The sequence below is a fragment of the Novosphingopyxis sp. genome (assembly GCF_965218915.1).
Classification (GTDB): domain Bacteria; phylum Pseudomonadota; class Alphaproteobacteria; order Sphingomonadales; family Sphingomonadaceae; genus Novosphingopyxis.
Genome location: NZ_OZ244708.1, coordinates 3,219,878 through 3,237,348, shown reverse-complemented (window position 1 = coordinate 3,237,348; position 17,471 = coordinate 3,219,878). Strand labels below are relative to the sequence as shown.

Genomic DNA, 17,471 nt, shown 5'->3' with positions numbered 1-17,471 from the left:
CGAAATGATGCGCCATAATATCGGCGGGGCGAGGCCGTGCCTAGCCGCCTTGGCACGACGCGATGCAGCCCTCATATAGCGGCAATGGCAGAACTGGTGATCCGACGCGGGCTCGAAGAGCCTGACACAGACGAGAAATTCGTGCCGCACAAGCCGGTCCGCCCGGACAAGGGCGACGGCGGGCGGCCGTTCAGACTGGCCAGCGATTACCAGCCCTCGGGCGACCAGCCGACCGCGATCGCCGAGTTGGTGGAAAGCGCGCGCGACGGCGAGGCGACGCAGGTGCTGCTCGGTGTCACCGGATCGGGCAAGACGTTCACCATGGCCAAGGTGGTCGAGGAATTGCAGCGGCCCGCGCTGGTGTTGGCGCCGAACAAGATCCTCGCCGCGCAGCTCTACGGCGAATTCAAGCAGTTCTTCCCCGACAATGCAGTGGAATATTTCGTATCATATTACGACTATTACCAGCCCGAAGCCTATGTCGCGCGGTCCGATACGTACATCGAGAAGGAAAGCTCGATCAACGAGGCGATCGACCGGATGCGGCATTCGGCCACCCGCGCGCTGCTGGAACGCGACGATGTGCTGATCGTCGCTTCGGTCTCCTGCCTCTACGGCATCGGTTCGGTCGAGACTTATTCGGCGATGATCTTCGATATAAAAAAGGGCGAGAGCGTCGACCAGCGCGAGCTGATCCGCAAGCTCGTCGCGCTGCAGTACAAGCGCAACGATACCGCGTTCGCGCGCGGCAATTTCCGCGTGCGCGGCGACACGCTGGAGCTGTTTCCGTCGCATTATGACGACATGGCCTGGCGCGTGGAATTTTTCGGCGACGAGGTGGAATCGATCGCCGAGTTCGATCCGCTGACGGGCAAGAAGGGCGGGAGCCTCGACAAGGTGCGGGTCTACGCAAATTCGCATTACGTTACTCCCGGCCCGACGATGAAGCAGGCCGCCGAGGCGATCAAGTTCGAGCTCGCCGAGCGCCTGAAGGAACTGGAGGCCGAGGGCAAATTGCTCGAGGCGCAGCGGCTGGAGCAGCGCACCAATTTCGATCTGGAGATGATCCACGCCACCGGCAGCTGCAACGGGATCGAGAATTACAGCCGTTTTCTCACGGGCCGCCTGCCGGGCGAACCGCCGCCGACGCTATTCGAGTATCTGCCCGAAAACGCACTGCTGTTCGTCGATGAAAGCCACCAGACGGTGCCGCAAATCGGTGCGATGGCCAAGGGCGATCATCGGCGCAAGCTGACGCTCGCCGAATATGGCTTCCGCCTGCCGAGCTGCATCGACAACCGGCCGCTCAGGTTCAACGAGTGGAACGCGATGCGCCCGCAGACATTCGCGGTCTCGGCCACGCCCGGCAAATGGGAGATGGAGGAGACCAGCGGCGTGTTCGCCGAGCAGGTCATCCGCCCCACCGGGCTGATCGATCCGCCGGTCGAGATCAAGCCGGTCGAAGAGCAGGTCGACGATCTCATTAACGAGGCGCGGATCACCGCAAAGCGCGGATACCGTACGCTGGTCACCACGCTGACCAAGCGCATGGCCGAGGATCTGACCGAATTCATGCACGAGGCGGGGCTGAAGGTGCGCTACATGCACTCGGACGTCGAGACGCTGGAGCGGATCGAGCTGATCCGCGATCTGAGGCTCGGCGTGTACGACGTGCTCGTCGGCATCAACCTGCTGCGCGAGGGGCTGGACATCCCCGAATGCGGGCTGGTCGCCATTCTGGATGCGGACAAGGAGGGCTTCCTGCGCTCCGAAACCTCGTTGATCCAGACCATCGGCCGTGCCGCGCGCAACGTCGACGGGCGCGTGATCCTTTACGCCGATCGCATCACCGGATCGATGGAACGCGCGCTGGCCGAGACCGACCGTCGGCGCGAGAAGCAGGTCCAGTATAACGCGGAGCACGGCATCACGCCGAAGACGATCGTGCGGCCGGTAACTGACATCGTCGCCCATGCGCCCAAAGGCGAAGGCACACGCAAGGGCGCGGACGAGGACACGCACGGCCTCGTCGGGCACAACCTGCGCGCCTATATCGAGGATCTGGAAAAGAGGATGCGCACCGCCGCCGCCGATCTGGAATTCGAGGAGGCCGGGCGGCTGCGCGACGAGATCCGCAAGCTGGAGGCCGACGAACTCGGCTTGCCCGGCGAGGATCAAATCACCGCGCCACGGGGACGTGCGACCGAAGGAAGGCCAGGCACACGCAAAATGCGTTACGGCAAAACGCAAAGAAAGATGCGCTGAGTGAAAATTTAATTTTATTGCGTGTGGGCGTAATAAAAATAGTCTCATAATATCAGATGGCTGGCAAATCCATCAGAATTCGGGGCTTGTGCGCAGTCGAAGCTGCGCGCAAATGAGCGGCCAAGGGAGATTGCACCCCTGCGGAGGGCATACGGACAACGATCCGCACGCCCGCCAGCGATCCGGAGTTTGAAGCTTAGATGTCGTCCCATCCGCCGCGTTCCCACACGAGCGCGCCCAATGCCCGTCTTGTCGATTTCGACGAGGCGGTAATCAAGACCGGGCCGATGGGGGACACGCGGTTCCTGCGCGTGCGCGGGACGCTTTCGGACGACGGGGTTGCGGTGAAACTGGCGCCGCGTATTTATTCCCGCAAGCCGGATTATTGGGTGATCGAAGTCGCGGCCATCACCGCGCGGGACGGCGCCGAGCGCGCCTTCGAGATTTCGATTCCGGTGGACGCGGTCACCGGCATCAAGGGGATCGTCGTGCGCGGCGAAACGCGCGAGGACGTGATCGAGAACTAACCCTCGGCAAGCGCGATGAGCCGGTCCTGGCTCAGCAATTGCGGCAGTTCGCGCGGGGGTTCGCCGCCCGCGGGATAATAGAGATAGAAGGGAATGCCCGCGCGCCCGTGCTCGGCCAAGAAGCGCGCGATCGCCGGATCGCGGCGGGTGAAGTCGCCGCGCATCGTCACGATCCCGGCACGCCCGAACGCATCGCGCACCGCATCGCGGTCGATCGCCGCGGCCTCGTTCGCCTTGCAGGTGACGCACCAGTCGGCGGTGAAATAGAGGAACACGGGCTTGCCGTCGGCGCGCAACTTGGCCAGCTCGGGTTCGCTAAAGGCGATGGCATCGCTGGAGTCGCTTACCGCTGGAACGAACCGGTCGCCCGGTCCCGCCGCGATCACGGCAGGCGGAAGCAGCAGCATCGCGAGCGCAGCGAACGCCACCGGCATGATCATTTTCCCGCCGCGCTTCTGCATCCGTCCGAGCAGCAGCAACGGGGCGGCCATCGCCAGCGCAGCGATGCCACCCGCCAACAACAGAGCCGGGCCGCCAAGCCGCCACAGCAGCCACGCCAGCGCCAGCGCGGTCAGCGCCATCGGCAGCGCCATCCACTTGCGAAAGCTCTCCATCCACGCGCCGGGCCTGGGCAGCCAGTGGCGCAGCGCCGGCACGAAACCGATCGCCAGGAACGGCAGAGCCAGACCGATGCCAAGCCCGGCGAACAGCAGCAACGCGGCGGGCACCGGCAGCAGCAAGGCCGCGCCCAGAGCGGCGGCCATGAACGGACCGGTGCACGGCGTCGCCACGAACGCGGCGAGCGCGCCGGTCCAGAAGCTGCCGCCGATGCCACCTGATCGGGTCAGCCGATCGCCGGCGGCGAGGCCCGGCACGTCGAACAACCCAAGCAGATTGACGACGATCGCGACCGTCAGCAGGAACAGCGCGATCACGACGGCAGGCTCTTGCAACTGGAACGCCCAGCCGACCGCCTCTCCCTGCGCGCGCAACAGCAACAGCACCCCGCCCAGCGCGAGGCAGGCGAGGATCGCGCCCGCCGCATAGGCCAGGGCGTCGCGCCGCGCTGCGCTTTCGCCGATCGCCGCGCGGCTGAGGCTGACCGCCTTGAGCCCCAGGATCGGGAACACGCAGGGCAGGATGTTGAGCAGCAATCCGCCGAGCAGCGCCGCGCCGAAGCTGACGAGCAGCGTCGGTGCATCGCCGGCCGCATCGACCGGCTCGCCGAGCCGTGTGCCCCCCGCCGGAACGCTCCCCGGCACCGCCGCGATCCGCAGCCCCCCGCCATCGCCCAGTGCGAGCAGGCCGGAAACATCCGACGGCGGATCGCCCGCCAGCCGCGTCTCCATGATCAGCGTGTCGCCGCTTCGCATGAACTTTTGCGGCGCGGCATAATCGACCATGCCGTCGGCACCGGCGAAGAAATGAGGATCGGCGAGGGCGGCGGTGGCGGGGAAAGGAATCGCCAGCCGCAGCAGTCCGTTCGCGGCGTTGAAGGTGCCGGTCCGATCGAGCGGCGTGGGCAGTTTCGAACGAAACCGATCGAACCGCGCGGTGGCCGCCCTGCCGGCCGCGCCGGCGACCAGATCGATTTCGAAATGCCCGCTCTCAGGCACGCAAATCTCGTCGGTGCAGGCGAGCCATTGTGCGTCCAGCGCAATCGGAAGCCGGGTGCCGGCCGCGATGCTCCGATCCAGCTTCAGGTCGAACAGCAGCGCGTGCGGCCCCTCATAGACGTGATTCATGAGCCCCGCGATCACGAGCGTCTGCGGTACCGGAAATTGTGGTTCGCCGAGTGTTACGCCGGGGGGGAGCGCCCATTTCAGATCGATGCCGAAGCCGGCGTCGCCCGGATTGGACCAGTAGCCGTGCCACCCCGGATCGGGCCTGAACGCCAGCGCCAGCGTATCGCCACCGCCCGGCGCGACTTCGCCTTGTTCGGCCAGCAGCTCGCCGTGGATGCTGTTCGGTTGCATCTGCGCCATGGCGGGAGCGGACAGGAAAAGAGCGATCAGAAGAAGCAGAGCGTGCATCATCCCATATCGCCGCTCGACTTTGTAAGGTGACACCGGTGACATGGCGGGGGCGGGAAATTCCGTCCGACCGTTCCCATTCAGCGACGAACGGTTGAACGGCAGGACTGGGCTATGGGTCATCGCCTCCCGCTCATACAGGATAGGGGTGCTGTAGGACAGCCGCGATCACCGCCGCTCGAACGGTTTCAGCTTCGGTCCCAGCCGGTTGGCGCCCAATTGCAGCCGGTCGCCCGACCAGTCGGCGAGGAACACCGACGAGCGGTCGATACCCGGGCCGACGCGCGCGTCGTTGTTGCGCACGGCGAGGCCGGTGCTCGGATGCTCCCTGCCCTCGGCGGCCACGGCGATGAAGGCGGAGTAATTCTCCTTGTCGCGCCCCTGCACGAACACATTGCCCTCGATCACGCCGGTGGCGCCCTTGGGCAGATCGATCATGTAGTTGGTGGCGCGCCCGCGCGTATCGTCGAAGCTGGAATCGGTGACCGCGATGCGCCGCGCGATGCTCTTGACGTAGTGCCCGCCGCTGCCGCGCTGGAAGCGGCTGCGGGTGATGGTGAGCGCGCCGTAATCGCCGACATAGATGCTGTGCGCGCAGCTCAGATCGCGGTCGCAGCGGCCCAGATTGGAGAAGGTCGATTTGTCGATGCGGATCGCCGCGCCCGGATCGTCGGCGGTGAGGATGCCCTCCTCGCTATCCCGGAAATAGCTGTTCGCGACGCTGAGATCGCCATGTTCCAGCCGGATGCCGGCGCCGTTGCCATCTGGCACGGCCAGGTTCTGGAAGATCAGCCCGTCCACGCTCGCCGCCTGTCCGCGCAGCACGAGCGTGGCCTTGCCCTCGCAGATGCCGCCGTCGAAGATCGCGCGGCCGGGCATGGCGGCGCGATAGGTGATGCGCCCCGCCCCCTGCACCGCGCAGTCGCGGCGTATGCCCGGCGCGATCAGGATCGTGCCGGTGCCCTCGCCGATCGCATCGACCGCGCCTTGCAGCGTGCCGTAGCCGCGTCCGTTTTCGGCGACGCTATAGGGAGCGGGGGCGTTCTGGGCCGCTACCGGTGCGGCGGCGCAGAGCAAGGCGAGGGTCAGGATCGATCGTTTCATGGACGGGGCGCATAGCATGGAAAGGGGATAGGGCTTAGCCCCTTAACCATGGCTGACGCGGCGTGTTCCGTGGCGGGACGGGCAGGGCGGCGGTGGTTAAGGAACCGCGTCATTGCCGCGTCGCCCTTCGTGCTCCTCGCAATGACGGCATCTGTAAACGCGGAGCGGCGTACCGCTACTCGTTCAGATTGGGCCGCAGCCATTGCCGGGCCTGCGCGGCATCCACTCCCCGCCGCGCCGCATAGTCCTCCAGCTGATCGTCGCCGATGCGCGCCACGCCGAAATATTCGGCCTGCGGATGGCCGAAATAAAAGCCCGAGACCGCGGCGGTGGGGTACATGGCGAAGCTTTCGGTCAGCGCGATGCCGGCCGGATCGCCCTCGCCGTCGCCCCGCAGCAGATCGAACAGGATCGGCTTCAGGCTGTGGTCGGGGCAGGCCGGATAGCCCGGTGCGGGGCGGATGCCGCGATATTGCTCGCGGATCAGCGCGTCGTTCGTCAGCTGCTCGCCGGGCGCATAACCCCACAAATCGGCGCGGATAAGCGCGTGCATGCGCTCGGCCATCGCCTCGGCCAGCCGGTCGGCCAGCGCCTTTAACAGAATGTCCGAATAATCGTCATGCGCGGCCTGGAATTCGGCGGACTTGGCCGCGATGCCGTGCCCGGCGCACACCGCGAACCCGCCGATCCAGTCGCCCGCGGGATCGATGAAATCGGCCAGGCACATGTTCGCGCGCCCCTCCCGCTTGGGCACCTGCTGGCGAAGCATGGGGAGGCGAAGGTCCCCCTCCCGTTCGCGGGAGGGGTTAGGGGTGGGCGCGTGATCCGAAGGATCGCGCTCCAACGGCTGCGTTTCGGACCCACCCCCGGCCCCTCCCGCAAGCGGGAGGGGAGACAGCACGACATCGTCCCCCTCGCGCCCACACGGCCACAACCCGACCACCGCCTTCACGGTCAGCCATTGCTCATCCACGATCCGGTCCAGCATCGTCTGCGCATCGGCGAACAGGCTCTTCGCACTCTCGCCGACCACCGTGTCTTCCAGGATCGCGGGATAATTGCCCGCCAGCTCCCAGGCGCGGAAGAAGGGCGTCCAGTCGATGTACTCGCGCAGATCGTCGATCGGCCAGTCGTCGAACCGATGCAGGCCGGGCCGCGACGGCGCAGCGGGCTTCAGCGCGAAATCCGTCGGAAACGCATTGGCGCGCGCCTCCTCCAGGCCGGCGAGCTTTTTCGCCACCTTGCCGCCGCGCGCGATGCGGATCGCGTCATACTCGTCGCGAATGCCGCCGAGATAAGCCTCCAGCCCGGTGTCGCTGACCAGATTGGTCGCCACGCCCACCGCGCGGCTGGCGTCGACGACGTGGATGGTCGCGCCCGAATAAGCGGGCTCGATGCGCAGCGCGGTGTGCGCCTTGCTGGTGGTCGCCCCGCCGATCAGCAGCGGGAGGGCGAGACCCGCCTTCTGCATCTCCTCGGCCACCGTCACCATTTCGTCCAGGGACGGGGTGATGAGGCCGCTGAGGCCGATCATGTCGGCATCGTTTTCGTTCGCGGCCTCGAGAATGCGCGTCCACGGCACCATCACGCCGAGGTCGATCACCTCGAAGCCATTGCACTGCAGCACCACGCCGACGATGTTCTTGCCGATATCGTGGACGTCGCCCTTTACGGTCGCCATCACGATTCTGCCCTTGCCTTTCGCCTTCTCGTCCTTTTCGGCCTCGATATAGGGGAACAGGTGCGCGACGGCCTTTTTCATCACGCGCGCCGATTTGACCACCTGCGGCAGGAACATTTTTCCGCTGCCGAACAGGTCGCCGACCACGTTCATGCCGTCCATCAGCGGACCTTCGATCACCTCGATCGGGCGCCCGGCGCGTTCCTTGACGGCGAGCCGCATCTCCTCGGTATCGTCCACGATATGCGCGTCGATGCCTTTTACGAGGGCATGTTCCAGACGTTTTTCCACCGCATAGCCGCGCCATTCCTCGGCCGCCTTTTCCGCCGCCGCGTCCTGGCCCCGATAGCTTTCGGCGAGCTCGATCAGCCGCTCGGTCGCGTCGTCACGCCGGTCGAAGATCACATCCTCGCATGCTTCGCGTAAGTGCGGCTCGATCGCGTCGTAGATGTCGAGCTGCCCGGCGTTAACGATCGCCATGTCGAGCCCGGCCGGAATCGCGTGGTAGAGGAACACGCTGTGCATCGCGCGGCGCACGATCTCGTTGCCGCGGAAGGAGAAGCTGAGGTTGGAGAGGCCGCCCGAGAAATGCACGTGCGGACAGCTTTGGGACAGGTGGCGGACCGCCTCGATGAAGTCGATCGCGTAGCGGCGATGCTCGTCGATGCCGGTGGCGACGGCGAAGACGTTGGGATCGAAGATGATGTCCTCGGGCGGGAAACCGTCCTCGGTCAGGAGCTTGTAGGCGCGCTCGCAGATCTGGATCTTGCGTTCCTGCGTATCGGCCTGGCCGGTCTCGTCGAACGCCATGACCACCGCGGCGGCGCCGTAGGACCGGCACTTGCGTGCGGCCTCCAGGAACGGCGCCTCGCCCTCCTTCATCGAGATCGAGTTGACGATCGGTTTTCCCGAAACGCATTTCAGCCCGGCCTCGATCACCTCCCATTTCGAACTGTCGATCATCACCGGCACGCGCGCGATATCGGGCTCGGCGGCGATCAGCTTGAGGAAGGTCGTCATGGCGTGGACCGCGTCGAGCAGGCCCTCGTCCATGTTCACGTCGACGATCTGCGCGCCGTTCTCGACCTGGTCGCGGGCCACCTCGACGGCGGCTTCGTAATCGCCGTTCAGGATCAGCTTCTTGAAGCGCGCCGAGCCGGTGACGTTGGTGCGCTCGCCGATATTGACGAAATTGGCGGAGGAGTGGGTCTGGGTCATGCTTATCTTCCCCCTCTCTCCTTCAGGGGAGAGGGTCGGGGAGAGGGGGAGTCCTCGACATTAGTTGTGAATTTATCGGAAGACTGCCCCTCTCCCTAACCCTCTCCCCTGAAGGGGAGCGGGGATCAGGCCGCCATGGTGAACGGTTCCAGCCCCGCCAGCCGGGTGCGGACCTCCGGCGCCGGAATGGCGCGCGGCGGCGAGCCTTCGATCCGCGCCGCCATCGCCGCGATATGCGCGGGCGTGGTGCCGCAGCAGCCGCCAACGATGTTGACGAGGCGCTCCGACAGCCACGGGCCGATGCGGTCGGCGGTCTCGTGCGGCTGCTGGTCGTATTCGCCCAGATCGTTGGGCAGCCCGGCATTGGGATAGGCCAGGATCAGCGTGTCGGCGAGTTTGGACAGCGCGGTGAGATAGGGCCGCAGCGTTTCCGGCCCGAACGAGCAGTTGAGCCCTACCGCGATCGGCCTGACATGCCGGATCGCGTGCCAGAATGCCTCGACCGTGTGGCCCGAGAGATTGCGGCCGGACATGTCGGTCACGGTAAAGCTCAGCATGATCGGCACGTCGCGTCCGGCGGCCCGGGCGGCTTCCTCGGCGGCCATGGCGGCGACCTTGGCGTTCAGCGTGTCGAAGATCGTCTCGATCAGCAGGAAATCGACGCCCCCTTCGACCAGCGCGTCGCACTGTTCGCGGTAGACCGCCTTCATCCGGTCGAAATCGACCTCGCGAAAGCCCGGATCGTTGACGTCGGGCGAGAGCGACAGCGTCTTGTTGGTCGGGCCGATCGAGCCGGCCACGAAGCGCCGCCTGCCGTCCTTCGCCTGCGCGGCGTCGCACGCTTCGCGCGCCACCCTGGCGCCGGCCAGATTGACCTCGCGCACCAGCTGCTCACAGCCGTAATCGGCCATGCCGATGCTGGTGGAGCTGAACGTGTTGGTCTCGACCATGTCCGCGCCCGCATCGAGATAGGCGGCGTGGATGCCGCGGATCACGTCGGGCCGGGTCAGGCTGAGCAGGTCGTTATTGCCCTTCTGGTCGTGCGAGAGGTCGAGGTCGCCGCGATAGTCGGCCTCCTTCAGCTTATGGTTCTGGATTTCGGTGCCGTAGCCGCCGTCGAAGATGAGGATGCGTTTCGCTGCGGCGGCGCGAAAAGCTTCGGCGGCGCTGGATGATGCTTGCTCGCTCATGCGGCTTGCTCCCTGGAAGTGGATGCCGGGCGTTTGCCGAGCAAATGGCAGATCGCATAAGCCAGCTCGGCCCGGTTCAGCGTATAAAAATGGAACTGACGCACGCCGCCGGCATAGAGGCGGCGGCACATTTCGGCGGCGACGGTGGCGGCGACCAGCTGGCGCGCGTCGGGCATGTCGTCGAGCCCGTCGAACAGCCGGTTCATCCAGCCGGGTATCTCGGCCCCGCACATCCCCGCGAACTTGCGCGTCTGCGCCACATTGGAGACGGGAAGGATGCCCGGCACCAGTTCATGTTCGATGCCGCTCGCCGCGCAGGCGTCGCGGAAGCGGAAGAAGCTGTCCGACTGGAAGAAGAACTGCGTGATCGCGCGGTTCGCTCCGGCGTCCAGCTTGCGCTTCAGATTGTCGAGATCGCCTTGCGGGCAATCGGCATCCGGATGCGTCTCGGGATAGGCGGCGACCGAGATCTCGAAATCGGCGATATCCTTGAGGCCCTTCACCAGATCGGCGGCGCTTTGATAGCCTTGCGGATGCGGGCGGAACGGCGTGCCGGGCGTCGGCGGATCGCCGCGCAGCGCGACGATATGGCGCACGCCCGCCGCCCAATATTGCTCGGCCACCTCGCGGATTTCCGCCTTGCTCGCCTCGACGCAGGTGAGGTGCGCGGCGGCGGGCAGCCCCGCCTCGCGAATGATGCGCGCGACCGTGCTGTGCGTGCGCTCGCGCGTCGAGCCACCCGCGCCATAGGTCACCGAGACGAAACGTGGTTCGAGCGGGGCGAGGGTGAGCACCGATTCCCACAAGCGCGCTTCCATCGCCTCGCTCTTGGGCGGAAAGAATTCGAAGCTGATCTCGGCGTCGCCCGGCAGCCCCGCGAACAGCGGTTCCCCGATGGCGAACTGCGCCTCGTTCAACTGAGCTACCGAAAGCGTCATGCCGCCTGGTTCCTTTTGCGATGTCTGCTGCGGTCATTGGCCGCGCGCGGGCGTGCCTCGGCCGGCCCGGCCTTGGAACCGAGCCATATTTTTACATCCAGCGTGCCGCCTTCCAGCGTTTCGACGCGATCGAGCTTAAGCCCGGCCGCGTCGAACCAGCGCGCAATCGCCGCGTCCGAAAAGCCGAGCCGTGCGTGGGCGTGCGCGCCGCGCAATTCTTCCAGCTCATGCGGCGCGAAATCGACGATCATCAGGCAACCTTCGGGCGCAAGCACACGCGCCGCCTCGGCGATCACCCGCTCGGGCGCCTGCGCATAATGCAGCACTTGGTGGCAGACGATCATGTCCATACTGGCATCGGCCAGCGGCAACGCATTGAAATCGCCCTGCAGCAGTTCGGCCTGCAAATCGCCGTCGAGCTTGGCTCGGGCGAGACGAAGCATGTCGGGACTTTTGTCGATCCCGCACACGGCGCGCGCGCGCGGTCCGAACAGCTCGATCATGCGGCCGGTGCCGGTGCCGATATCCAGCAGCCGGCCGATATCCTGCGTGCCGATCATCGCCAGCATCGCCGCCTCGACCTGCGCCTCGGCAACGTGGAACGAGCGAATTTCGTCCCATTTGTCCGCCTGCGCCTCGAAATAGGCCTCGGCGCTGCGCGCGCGTTCGGCGCGGACTTGGGTGAGCCGAGAGCGGTCGTCGCGCGCCACCGCGCTGTCATGTGCCTTGCAATCGGACATGAGCTTGCGGATACTTGGCAACGCAGCGGAATTTCCGGGCCGCAGAAAGGTCCAACTGCCCTCGCGGCGACGCTCGGCGAGACCTGCGTTGCACAATATGCGGATATGACGGCTGGCGCGCGGCTGGCTCTGCTCGAGGATTTGGGCGATCTCGCCCACCGCCAGTTCGGTGTCCACGATCAGCAGCATGATCCGAATGCGGCTGTCGTCGGCGAGCGCGCGCATGATCACGGGAAGACCGCCATCGTCGTCGTTATCGAAAGGGAGCGCTTCATCCATCCGGGCACATATAAAGTTTTCTTTATATGTGGTCAATCGTGCTGATTGGCGTCTCATTCGGAATCCGCGCCCGCGCCATCGCGCTGGTTATCATGCACAATGGCGCGAGGGTATGCGTAGCAACATCTGCGTTGCAAATCTGCCGCTGGGCACCTAGGCCCGCGCCCATGGATCGGTAGCAATCCGGCGATCGAAGACGCGAAGACGCGAAGACAACTAGGGAGGGGTATTCCCCATGAAGACATTTGCCGTTTCGATAATCCTGGCCGGTTCGCTCGGTCTTGCCGCCTGCTCGGGCAGCGACGAGGCGAGCGAAGTCGACGACGTCGATGTCGAAGCGACCGATGCCGCGCCGACCGACATGGCGAACGACGCCGTCGCCGGTGCCGAATCCGATGCCGACGCGATGGGCGAGATGAACGCCGACGCGATGACCGAGGGCACCATGACCGACAGCGCCACGCCGATGGCGGGCGAGACCCCCGTCGCTAAATAGCGCAAGCTGACGGGAGCCGGGAAACGCGCAACGACTCCCGACCTTCTTTCGTCATGCCGGCGAAAGCTGGCATCTCGGGGAGGGCTGGCGGAGGCATCCCTCGCCCGCATCTTTTTTCTGGTGATAGGAGTGCGGGTGGCTAGAACAAGCCCATGAAACGCTTCGGCCTGTTCCTGATCCCGCTTCTCATCCTCGCCGCCTGCGGGCCGAAGGAGAACGACCCCGGTCCGGGCGGCGTCACCGTGGGCGAAGCGCGCGCGCTGGACGAGGCGGCGGAAATGCTCGACAGCCGCACCGATCCCCCGCCGCTGCCCGAAGCAGAGCCGACGGGGGAAGCGACGCCAGCGCAGTAAGTCCCTCTCTCGCCTGCGGGAGAGGAGCGAGACTTGGGAGCTTGCTCCCTAGTCGCAGCGGAGAGGGCGCCCTTATAACGATGCGGTGCTGCCGATGGCGCTGACGCGCCGCCCGCCCTCATCCCCCCGCTTTCGCGGGGGCAGGCAACTGCGCCCCGGATTAAATCCGGGGCTTCGTATCCTTCTCCCGCCCGGGCGGAAGAAGATTTCAGCGCCTAAATCCCGTGATAGCGCGCCACGGCGCGGCTGACGCCCTGCATCAACCGCATGCGATCGGGAATGCTCGCGGTGGTATCGCCCAGCATCACCGCGACGGCATAGCGCGTGCCGTCGGGCGCGGTCATGATGCCGATATCGTTATAGCCGGTGGCGATGCCGCCCAGCTCCTGGCCGGTGCCGGTCTTGTGCTTGAACTGCCAGCCCGCGGGCACGCCCGCCTTCAGCCGGTTGGGGCCGCTATGCGTGCGGCTCATCGTCTCCAGCATCAATTGCGTCGATTCAGGCGAAAGCAGCTCGCCGCGCGCCAGCATGGCCAGCGCATCGACGATCGCCTGCGGGCTCGCCCCGTCGATCGGATCGCGCAGATAGTCATAGAGCGCGGCCCGGCGCGTCTCGACCGGCAGTTCGGCGCGCGCGGCGAAGAAGCGGCTGCCGATCGCATAATCCTGGTTCCAGGTCAGGCCGGCGATACGGCTCTGGAGCAGCCGTTCGCCCGGCCCGAAGCGGATCGCGCCCAAGCCTTTGCGCGCGATGAAGCCGTTCACCGCATCGGGGCCGCCCGATTTCCACAGCAGCGCGTCGTTGGCGGTGTTGTCGCTATGCGTGATCGCTTCCTGGATCAGGTTGTAGACCGTCTCGGTAATCGAGCCGTTGGCGAGCACGCGGTCGCGGATCGGCTGGTGGAACACGGCGAGGTCGTCGGTCGTGATCGTGACCGGATCGCTGAGCTTGAGCTTGCCCTGGTCGACCTCGTCCAGGATCGTCAGCGTCACCCAGGTCTTCGACACGCTCTGTTGCGGGAACAGCTCGTCCTTGCGCATCCCGAACGACCAGTCGCCGTCGATCCGGCGCACCGCGATGCCGGTGGTGCCGGGAAACCCGCGCCACAGTTCGTCGATCTCGGCGACGAGGCCGGGCGCGGGGCGCTCGGCGGCGGGATTGGTGTAGCTGACCGGCGCGGGCGGCGGCGGGGCCGGCACGGGCCGCTGCACGGGCGCGCGGGCGGCCGGCGGAGCCGGCTGCGGCGCGCGGGCGCTCGGCACGCAGGCCGCCAGCGCGGCGACGGAACATAACAACGCGGCGGGGCGAAGCCGCCGGGCGAAATCGTAATACATCAGAACTCGAACCCTCCCAGACACATGAGGACTAGTGCCCATGTGTGAACCCGTGCTTAAATCCACCCGCGCGAACGCCGCGGCCAGAGGGCTGCGATGAACGATTCCCCCGATGCGGCGAATGGAGTGTGCGGACAATTCCCTCCCGTTTACGGGAGGAGAGAAGGCTACGGCACCAGCACCGTGTCTTCTGCCACCGGCAGCAGATCCGGATAGTCGGTATTGTAATGCAGACCCCGGCTTTCCTTGCGCTTGAGCGCGCTGCGCACGATCAGGTCCGCGCTCTGCAGCAGGTTGCGCAGCTCGACCAGATCGCCGGTCACGCGGAAATTGCCGTAATAGTCCGCGACTTCGCCGCTCAGCAACTGAATGCGGTGCTGCGCGCGTTCCAGCCGCTTGGTGGTGCGCACGATGCCGACATAATTCCACATGAAGCGGCGGATCTCGGTCCAGTTCTGCTTGATCACCACCTCCTCGTCCGAATCGGTGACGCGGCTTTCGTCCCAAGGGCGGATCGCGGGCACCTCCTCGAACGCGTCCCAGCGCGCCATGATGTCGCGCGCCGCCGCCTCGCCGAACACGAAGCATTCGAGCAGGCTGTTGCTGGCAAGCCGGTTGGCGCCGTGCAGCCCGCTCTCGGTCACCTCGCCCGCCGCATACAGCCCCGGCAGGTCGGTCCGGCCCTGCAGATCGATCAGCACGCCGCCGCAGGTATAATGCTGCGCGGGCACCACGGGGATCGGCTGTTTCGTCATGTCGATGCCGAGCGTCAGCAGTTTCTCGTAAATGTTCGGGAAGTGATGGCGGACGAATTCCGGTTCCTTGTGCGAAATGTCGAGATCGACATAGTCGAGCCCCAGCCGCTTCAGTTCATGGTCGATCGCGCGCGCCACGATATCGCGCGGGGCCAGCTCCTCGCGCTCGTCGAAGCGCGGCATGAAGCGTGTCCCCGCTTCGGGCGCGCCGGCCGGCAGTTTCAGCTGACCGCCCTCGCCGCGCACCGCCTCGGTGATCAGGAAATTCTTGACTTGCGTGTTGTACAGGCAGGTGGGGTGGAACTGCATCATCTCCATGTTCGAGACCCGCGCGCCGGCGCGCCAGGCCATGGCGATGCCGTCCCCCGTCGCGCCGCGCGGCGCGGTGGAGAACAGGTAACAGCGGCCCGCCCCGCCCGTCGCCACGATGGTCGCGCGCCCGGTATGCGCATTGACCTTGCCGGTCTGCTGATCGAGCGCATAGACGCCCCAGACGCGGCCCGATCCGGAGAATTTTTCCTCGTGCCGCCCGGTGATGAGGTCGATCGCCACCTGATGCGGCAGCAGCGTGATGTTCGGATTGGCGCGCGCGGTCTTGAGCAGCGCCTCCTGCACCGCCCAGCCGGTGGCATCGTCGACATGCACGATCCGCCGATGCGAATGGCCCCCCTCGCGCGTCAGATGCAGCGCGTCCTTTTCTTTGTTGAACGGCACGCCCATCGCGATCAGCCGCTCGATCGCCCGCGGCGCGTTCTCGATCACCGTTTCCACCGTCTCGCGCCGGTTCAGCCCCGCGCCCGCGATCATGGTGTCGCGGATATGGTCTTCGAACGTGTCGCCCCCGCCCAGCACCGCGGCGATCCCGCCCTGCGCCCAGGCGGTGGAGCCCTGCGCCAGATTGCCCTTGGCGAGCACCAGCACCCTGAAGCGCTCCGCCAGCGAGATGGCGGCGGTGAGGCCGGCGGCGCCCGAGCCGATGATGACGATGTCGTGGGCCATGCCCACCCCTAACCCCTCCCGCAAGCGGGAGGGGGACCAAGTCGCGCTTCCTTCTCCCCTCCCGCTTGCGGGAGGGGCCGGGGGTGGGATTGGTCCCGTTCGAGGAACAGACGAATGAAGGTCACCACGCCTTCCACATTGCTAAACACATCCTCATTCGTAAACCGCATCACCCGATACCCTTCTCGCTCCAGCCAGGCGGTACGCGAAGCGTCTTTGGCAATGGTCAGATCATGCGAAAATCCGTCAATCTCTATGATCAGTTTGGTGTCACGACACAGGAAATCCGCGAAATAAGGACCGACCGGCATCTGGCGGCTGAATTTGTAGCCAAGCTGTCGTCGGCTGAGATATTTCCAGAGTTCGCGTTCCGCAGCTGTTGCGGCGTTGCGCAATTCGCGGGCGCGCCGCGTGTTTCTGGGTTGGAACTGGCCCACCCCTAACCCCTCCCGCAAGCGGGAGGGGGACCAAGCAGCGCGATTCTTCTCCCCTCCCGCCTGCGGGAGGGGCCGGGGGTGGGAATGCTCGACCGCAAAGTCACACCGCCTCAGCCCGCGTCAAATTCAAGAACACCTCTTCCAGGTCCGCCTCGCGCGTGGACACGTCGATGATGTTCAGCCCGGCCTCGCTCACCGTGCGCAGCACCTCGCCGGCATTGGCCTTGTCCTTGCGATAGCTGATGGCGAGGCGGTGATCGTCGAGCTTCTCGATCTTCTCGAAGCAGCGCGAATCGGGAAGCCGGTCCACCGTCTGCTCCAGCGTCACCACCACCACCTTTTCCTGCGCCATCCCGACGAGGTCGCGCGTCGGTTCATTGGCGATCAGCTTGCCGTGATTGATGATCGCGATGCGGTCGCACAGCTGCTCGGCTTCCTCCAGATAATGCGTGGTCAGCACCACCGTCACGCCGCTCCGGTTGAGCTCGGTGACATATTCCCAGAGCTGCTGGCGAAGCTCGATATCCACGCCCGCGGTCGGCTCGTCGAGGATGATGACGGGCGGCGAATGAACCATGGCCTTGGCGATCAGCAGCCGCCGCTTCATGCCGCCGGATAGCGTGCGCGAATAGGCCTCCGCCTTGTCCTCCAGATGCACCGCGCGCAGCAGCGCGTCGGTTTGCCGCTTCGCCTTGGGCACGCCGTAAAGCCCGGCCTGCAGGTCGAGCGTCTGGCGCGGGCTGAAGAAGGGATCGAACATGATCTCCTGCGGCACGATCCCGATCGAGGCCTTGGCGTTGCGCGGGTTCTCGTTGATGTCGAACCCCCAGACGCTGGCATGGCCCGATGTTTTGTTGACCAGCCCCGCCAGGATATTGATCAGCGTGGACTTGCCCGCGCCGTTCGGCCCGAGCAGCCCGAAGATCAGCCCGCGCTCGACGTCGAAGGTGACGTCGTCCAGCGCCTGCTTGCCCCCGGCATAGGTTTTCGAGAGATTTTTGATCGAGATGGCGGCGTCGGACATGGTGGCGGTCTTAACCCTTCGCCCTTGCGCGGCAAGGGCAAAGGCAAAGCGCGCGTCAGGATTGCGCGGGGACCTGCGCATTGCTAATCGCGGCAGCA

Annotated in this window: 14 protein-coding genes; 4 read left to right on the top strand and 10 right to left on the bottom strand. The window is 65.8% G+C overall.

The window, feature by feature from the left end; all coding sequences use genetic code 11:
* Window positions 1-84: 84 nt before the first annotated feature.
* Both uvrB and ACOQPC_RS15305 read left to right on the top strand, forming a co-directional pair.
* The gene (uvrB, locus tag ACOQPC_RS15310; protein WP_420606565.1) at window positions 85-2,265 is read left to right on the top strand and encodes an excinuclease ABC subunit UvrB; all 2,181 of its coding nucleotides are present in this window, start codon (window positions 85-87) and stop codon (window positions 2,263-2,265) included.
* 200 nt (window positions 2,266-2,465) lie between these two features.
* Window positions 2,466-2,792, top strand: a complete 327-nt coding sequence (locus ACOQPC_RS15305; RefSeq protein ID WP_420606564.1) for a hypothetical protein — start codon at window positions 2,466-2,468, stop codon at window positions 2,790-2,792.
* Here the strand turns inward: ACOQPC_RS15305 and ACOQPC_RS15300 are convergent.
* The 6 genes from ACOQPC_RS15300 to ACOQPC_RS15275 all read right to left on the bottom strand — a co-directional run bounded on the left by ACOQPC_RS15300 (window position 2,789) and on the right by ACOQPC_RS15275 (window position 11,975).
* Window positions 2,789-4,828: a protein-disulfide reductase DsbD family protein gene (locus ACOQPC_RS15300; RefSeq protein WP_420606563.1), complete on the bottom strand. Its 2,040-nt coding sequence runs from the start codon at window positions 4,826-4,828 to the stop codon at window positions 2,789-2,791. The two genes, ACOQPC_RS15305 and ACOQPC_RS15300, sit on opposite strands and share 4 nt — an antisense overlap.
* 165 nt (window positions 4,829-4,993) lie before the next feature.
* On the bottom strand, window positions 4,994-5,929 hold the full coding sequence (locus ACOQPC_RS15295; protein WP_420606562.1) for a right-handed parallel beta-helix repeat-containing protein: 936 nt from the start codon (window positions 5,927-5,929) through the stop codon (window positions 4,994-4,996).
* Window positions 5,930-6,104: 175 nt separating this feature from the next.
* Entirely contained in the window at window positions 6,105-8,828 is a 2,724-nt protein-coding gene (metH, locus tag ACOQPC_RS15290; RefSeq protein ID WP_420606561.1) for a methionine synthase, read from the bottom strand.
* 125 nt (window positions 8,829-8,953) lie between these two features.
* On the bottom strand, window positions 8,954-10,018 hold the full coding sequence (locus ACOQPC_RS15285) for a homocysteine S-methyltransferase family protein (protein ID WP_420606560.1): 1,065 nt from the start codon (window positions 10,016-10,018) through the stop codon (window positions 8,954-8,956).
* On the bottom strand, window positions 10,015-10,956 hold the full coding sequence (metF, locus tag ACOQPC_RS15280; protein ID WP_420606559.1) for a methylenetetrahydrofolate reductase: 942 nt from the start codon (window positions 10,954-10,956) through the stop codon (window positions 10,015-10,017). Before metF ends, ACOQPC_RS15285 begins: the two co-directional genes overlap by 4 nt.
* Window positions 10,953-11,975: an ArsR/SmtB family transcription factor gene (locus tag ACOQPC_RS15275; protein ID WP_420606558.1), complete on the bottom strand. Its 1,023-nt coding sequence runs from the start codon at window positions 11,973-11,975 to the stop codon at window positions 10,953-10,955. Before ACOQPC_RS15275 ends, metF begins: the two co-directional genes overlap by 4 nt.
* Window positions 11,976-12,210: 235 nt before the next feature.
* Here ACOQPC_RS15275 and ACOQPC_RS15270 point away from each other — a divergent pair, with 235 nt between their 5' ends.
* Complete coding sequence (locus ACOQPC_RS15270; protein ID WP_420606557.1) at window positions 12,211-12,471, top strand: hypothetical protein; 261 nt, start codon at window positions 12,211-12,213, stop codon at window positions 12,469-12,471.
* A gap of 152 nt (window positions 12,472-12,623) precedes the next feature.
* Window positions 12,624-12,824, top strand: coding sequence for a hypothetical protein (locus ACOQPC_RS15265; RefSeq protein ID WP_420606556.1), 201 nt, complete (start codon window positions 12,624-12,626; stop codon window positions 12,822-12,824).
* Between the two features lie 215 nt (window positions 12,825-13,039).
* On the opposite strand, the gene ACOQPC_RS15260 is transcribed toward ACOQPC_RS15265, so the two are convergent.
* The 4 genes from ACOQPC_RS15260 to ACOQPC_RS15245 all read right to left on the bottom strand — a co-directional run bounded on the left by ACOQPC_RS15260 (window position 13,040) and on the right by ACOQPC_RS15245 (window position 17,373).
* On the bottom strand, window positions 13,040-14,158 hold the full coding sequence (locus ACOQPC_RS15260; protein ID WP_420606555.1) for a serine hydrolase: 1,119 nt from the start codon (window positions 14,156-14,158) through the stop codon (window positions 13,040-13,042).
* A 167-nt stretch (window positions 14,159-14,325) separates the two neighbouring features.
* On the bottom strand, window positions 14,326-15,912 hold the full coding sequence (gene nadB / locus ACOQPC_RS15255; RefSeq protein WP_420606554.1) for an L-aspartate oxidase: 1,587 nt from the start codon (window positions 15,910-15,912) through the stop codon (window positions 14,326-14,328).
* Window positions 15,913-15,920: 8 nt separating this feature from the next.
* Window positions 15,921-16,349: an endonuclease domain-containing protein gene (locus tag ACOQPC_RS15250; RefSeq protein ID WP_420606553.1), complete on the bottom strand. Its 429-nt coding sequence runs from the start codon at window positions 16,347-16,349 to the stop codon at window positions 15,921-15,923.
* A 100-nt stretch (window positions 16,350-16,449) separates the two neighbouring features.
* Window positions 16,450-17,373: an ABC transporter ATP-binding protein gene (locus ACOQPC_RS15245; RefSeq protein ID WP_420606552.1), complete on the bottom strand. Its 924-nt coding sequence runs from the start codon at window positions 17,371-17,373 to the stop codon at window positions 16,450-16,452.
* Between the last annotated feature and the right edge of the window lie 98 nt (window positions 17,374-17,471).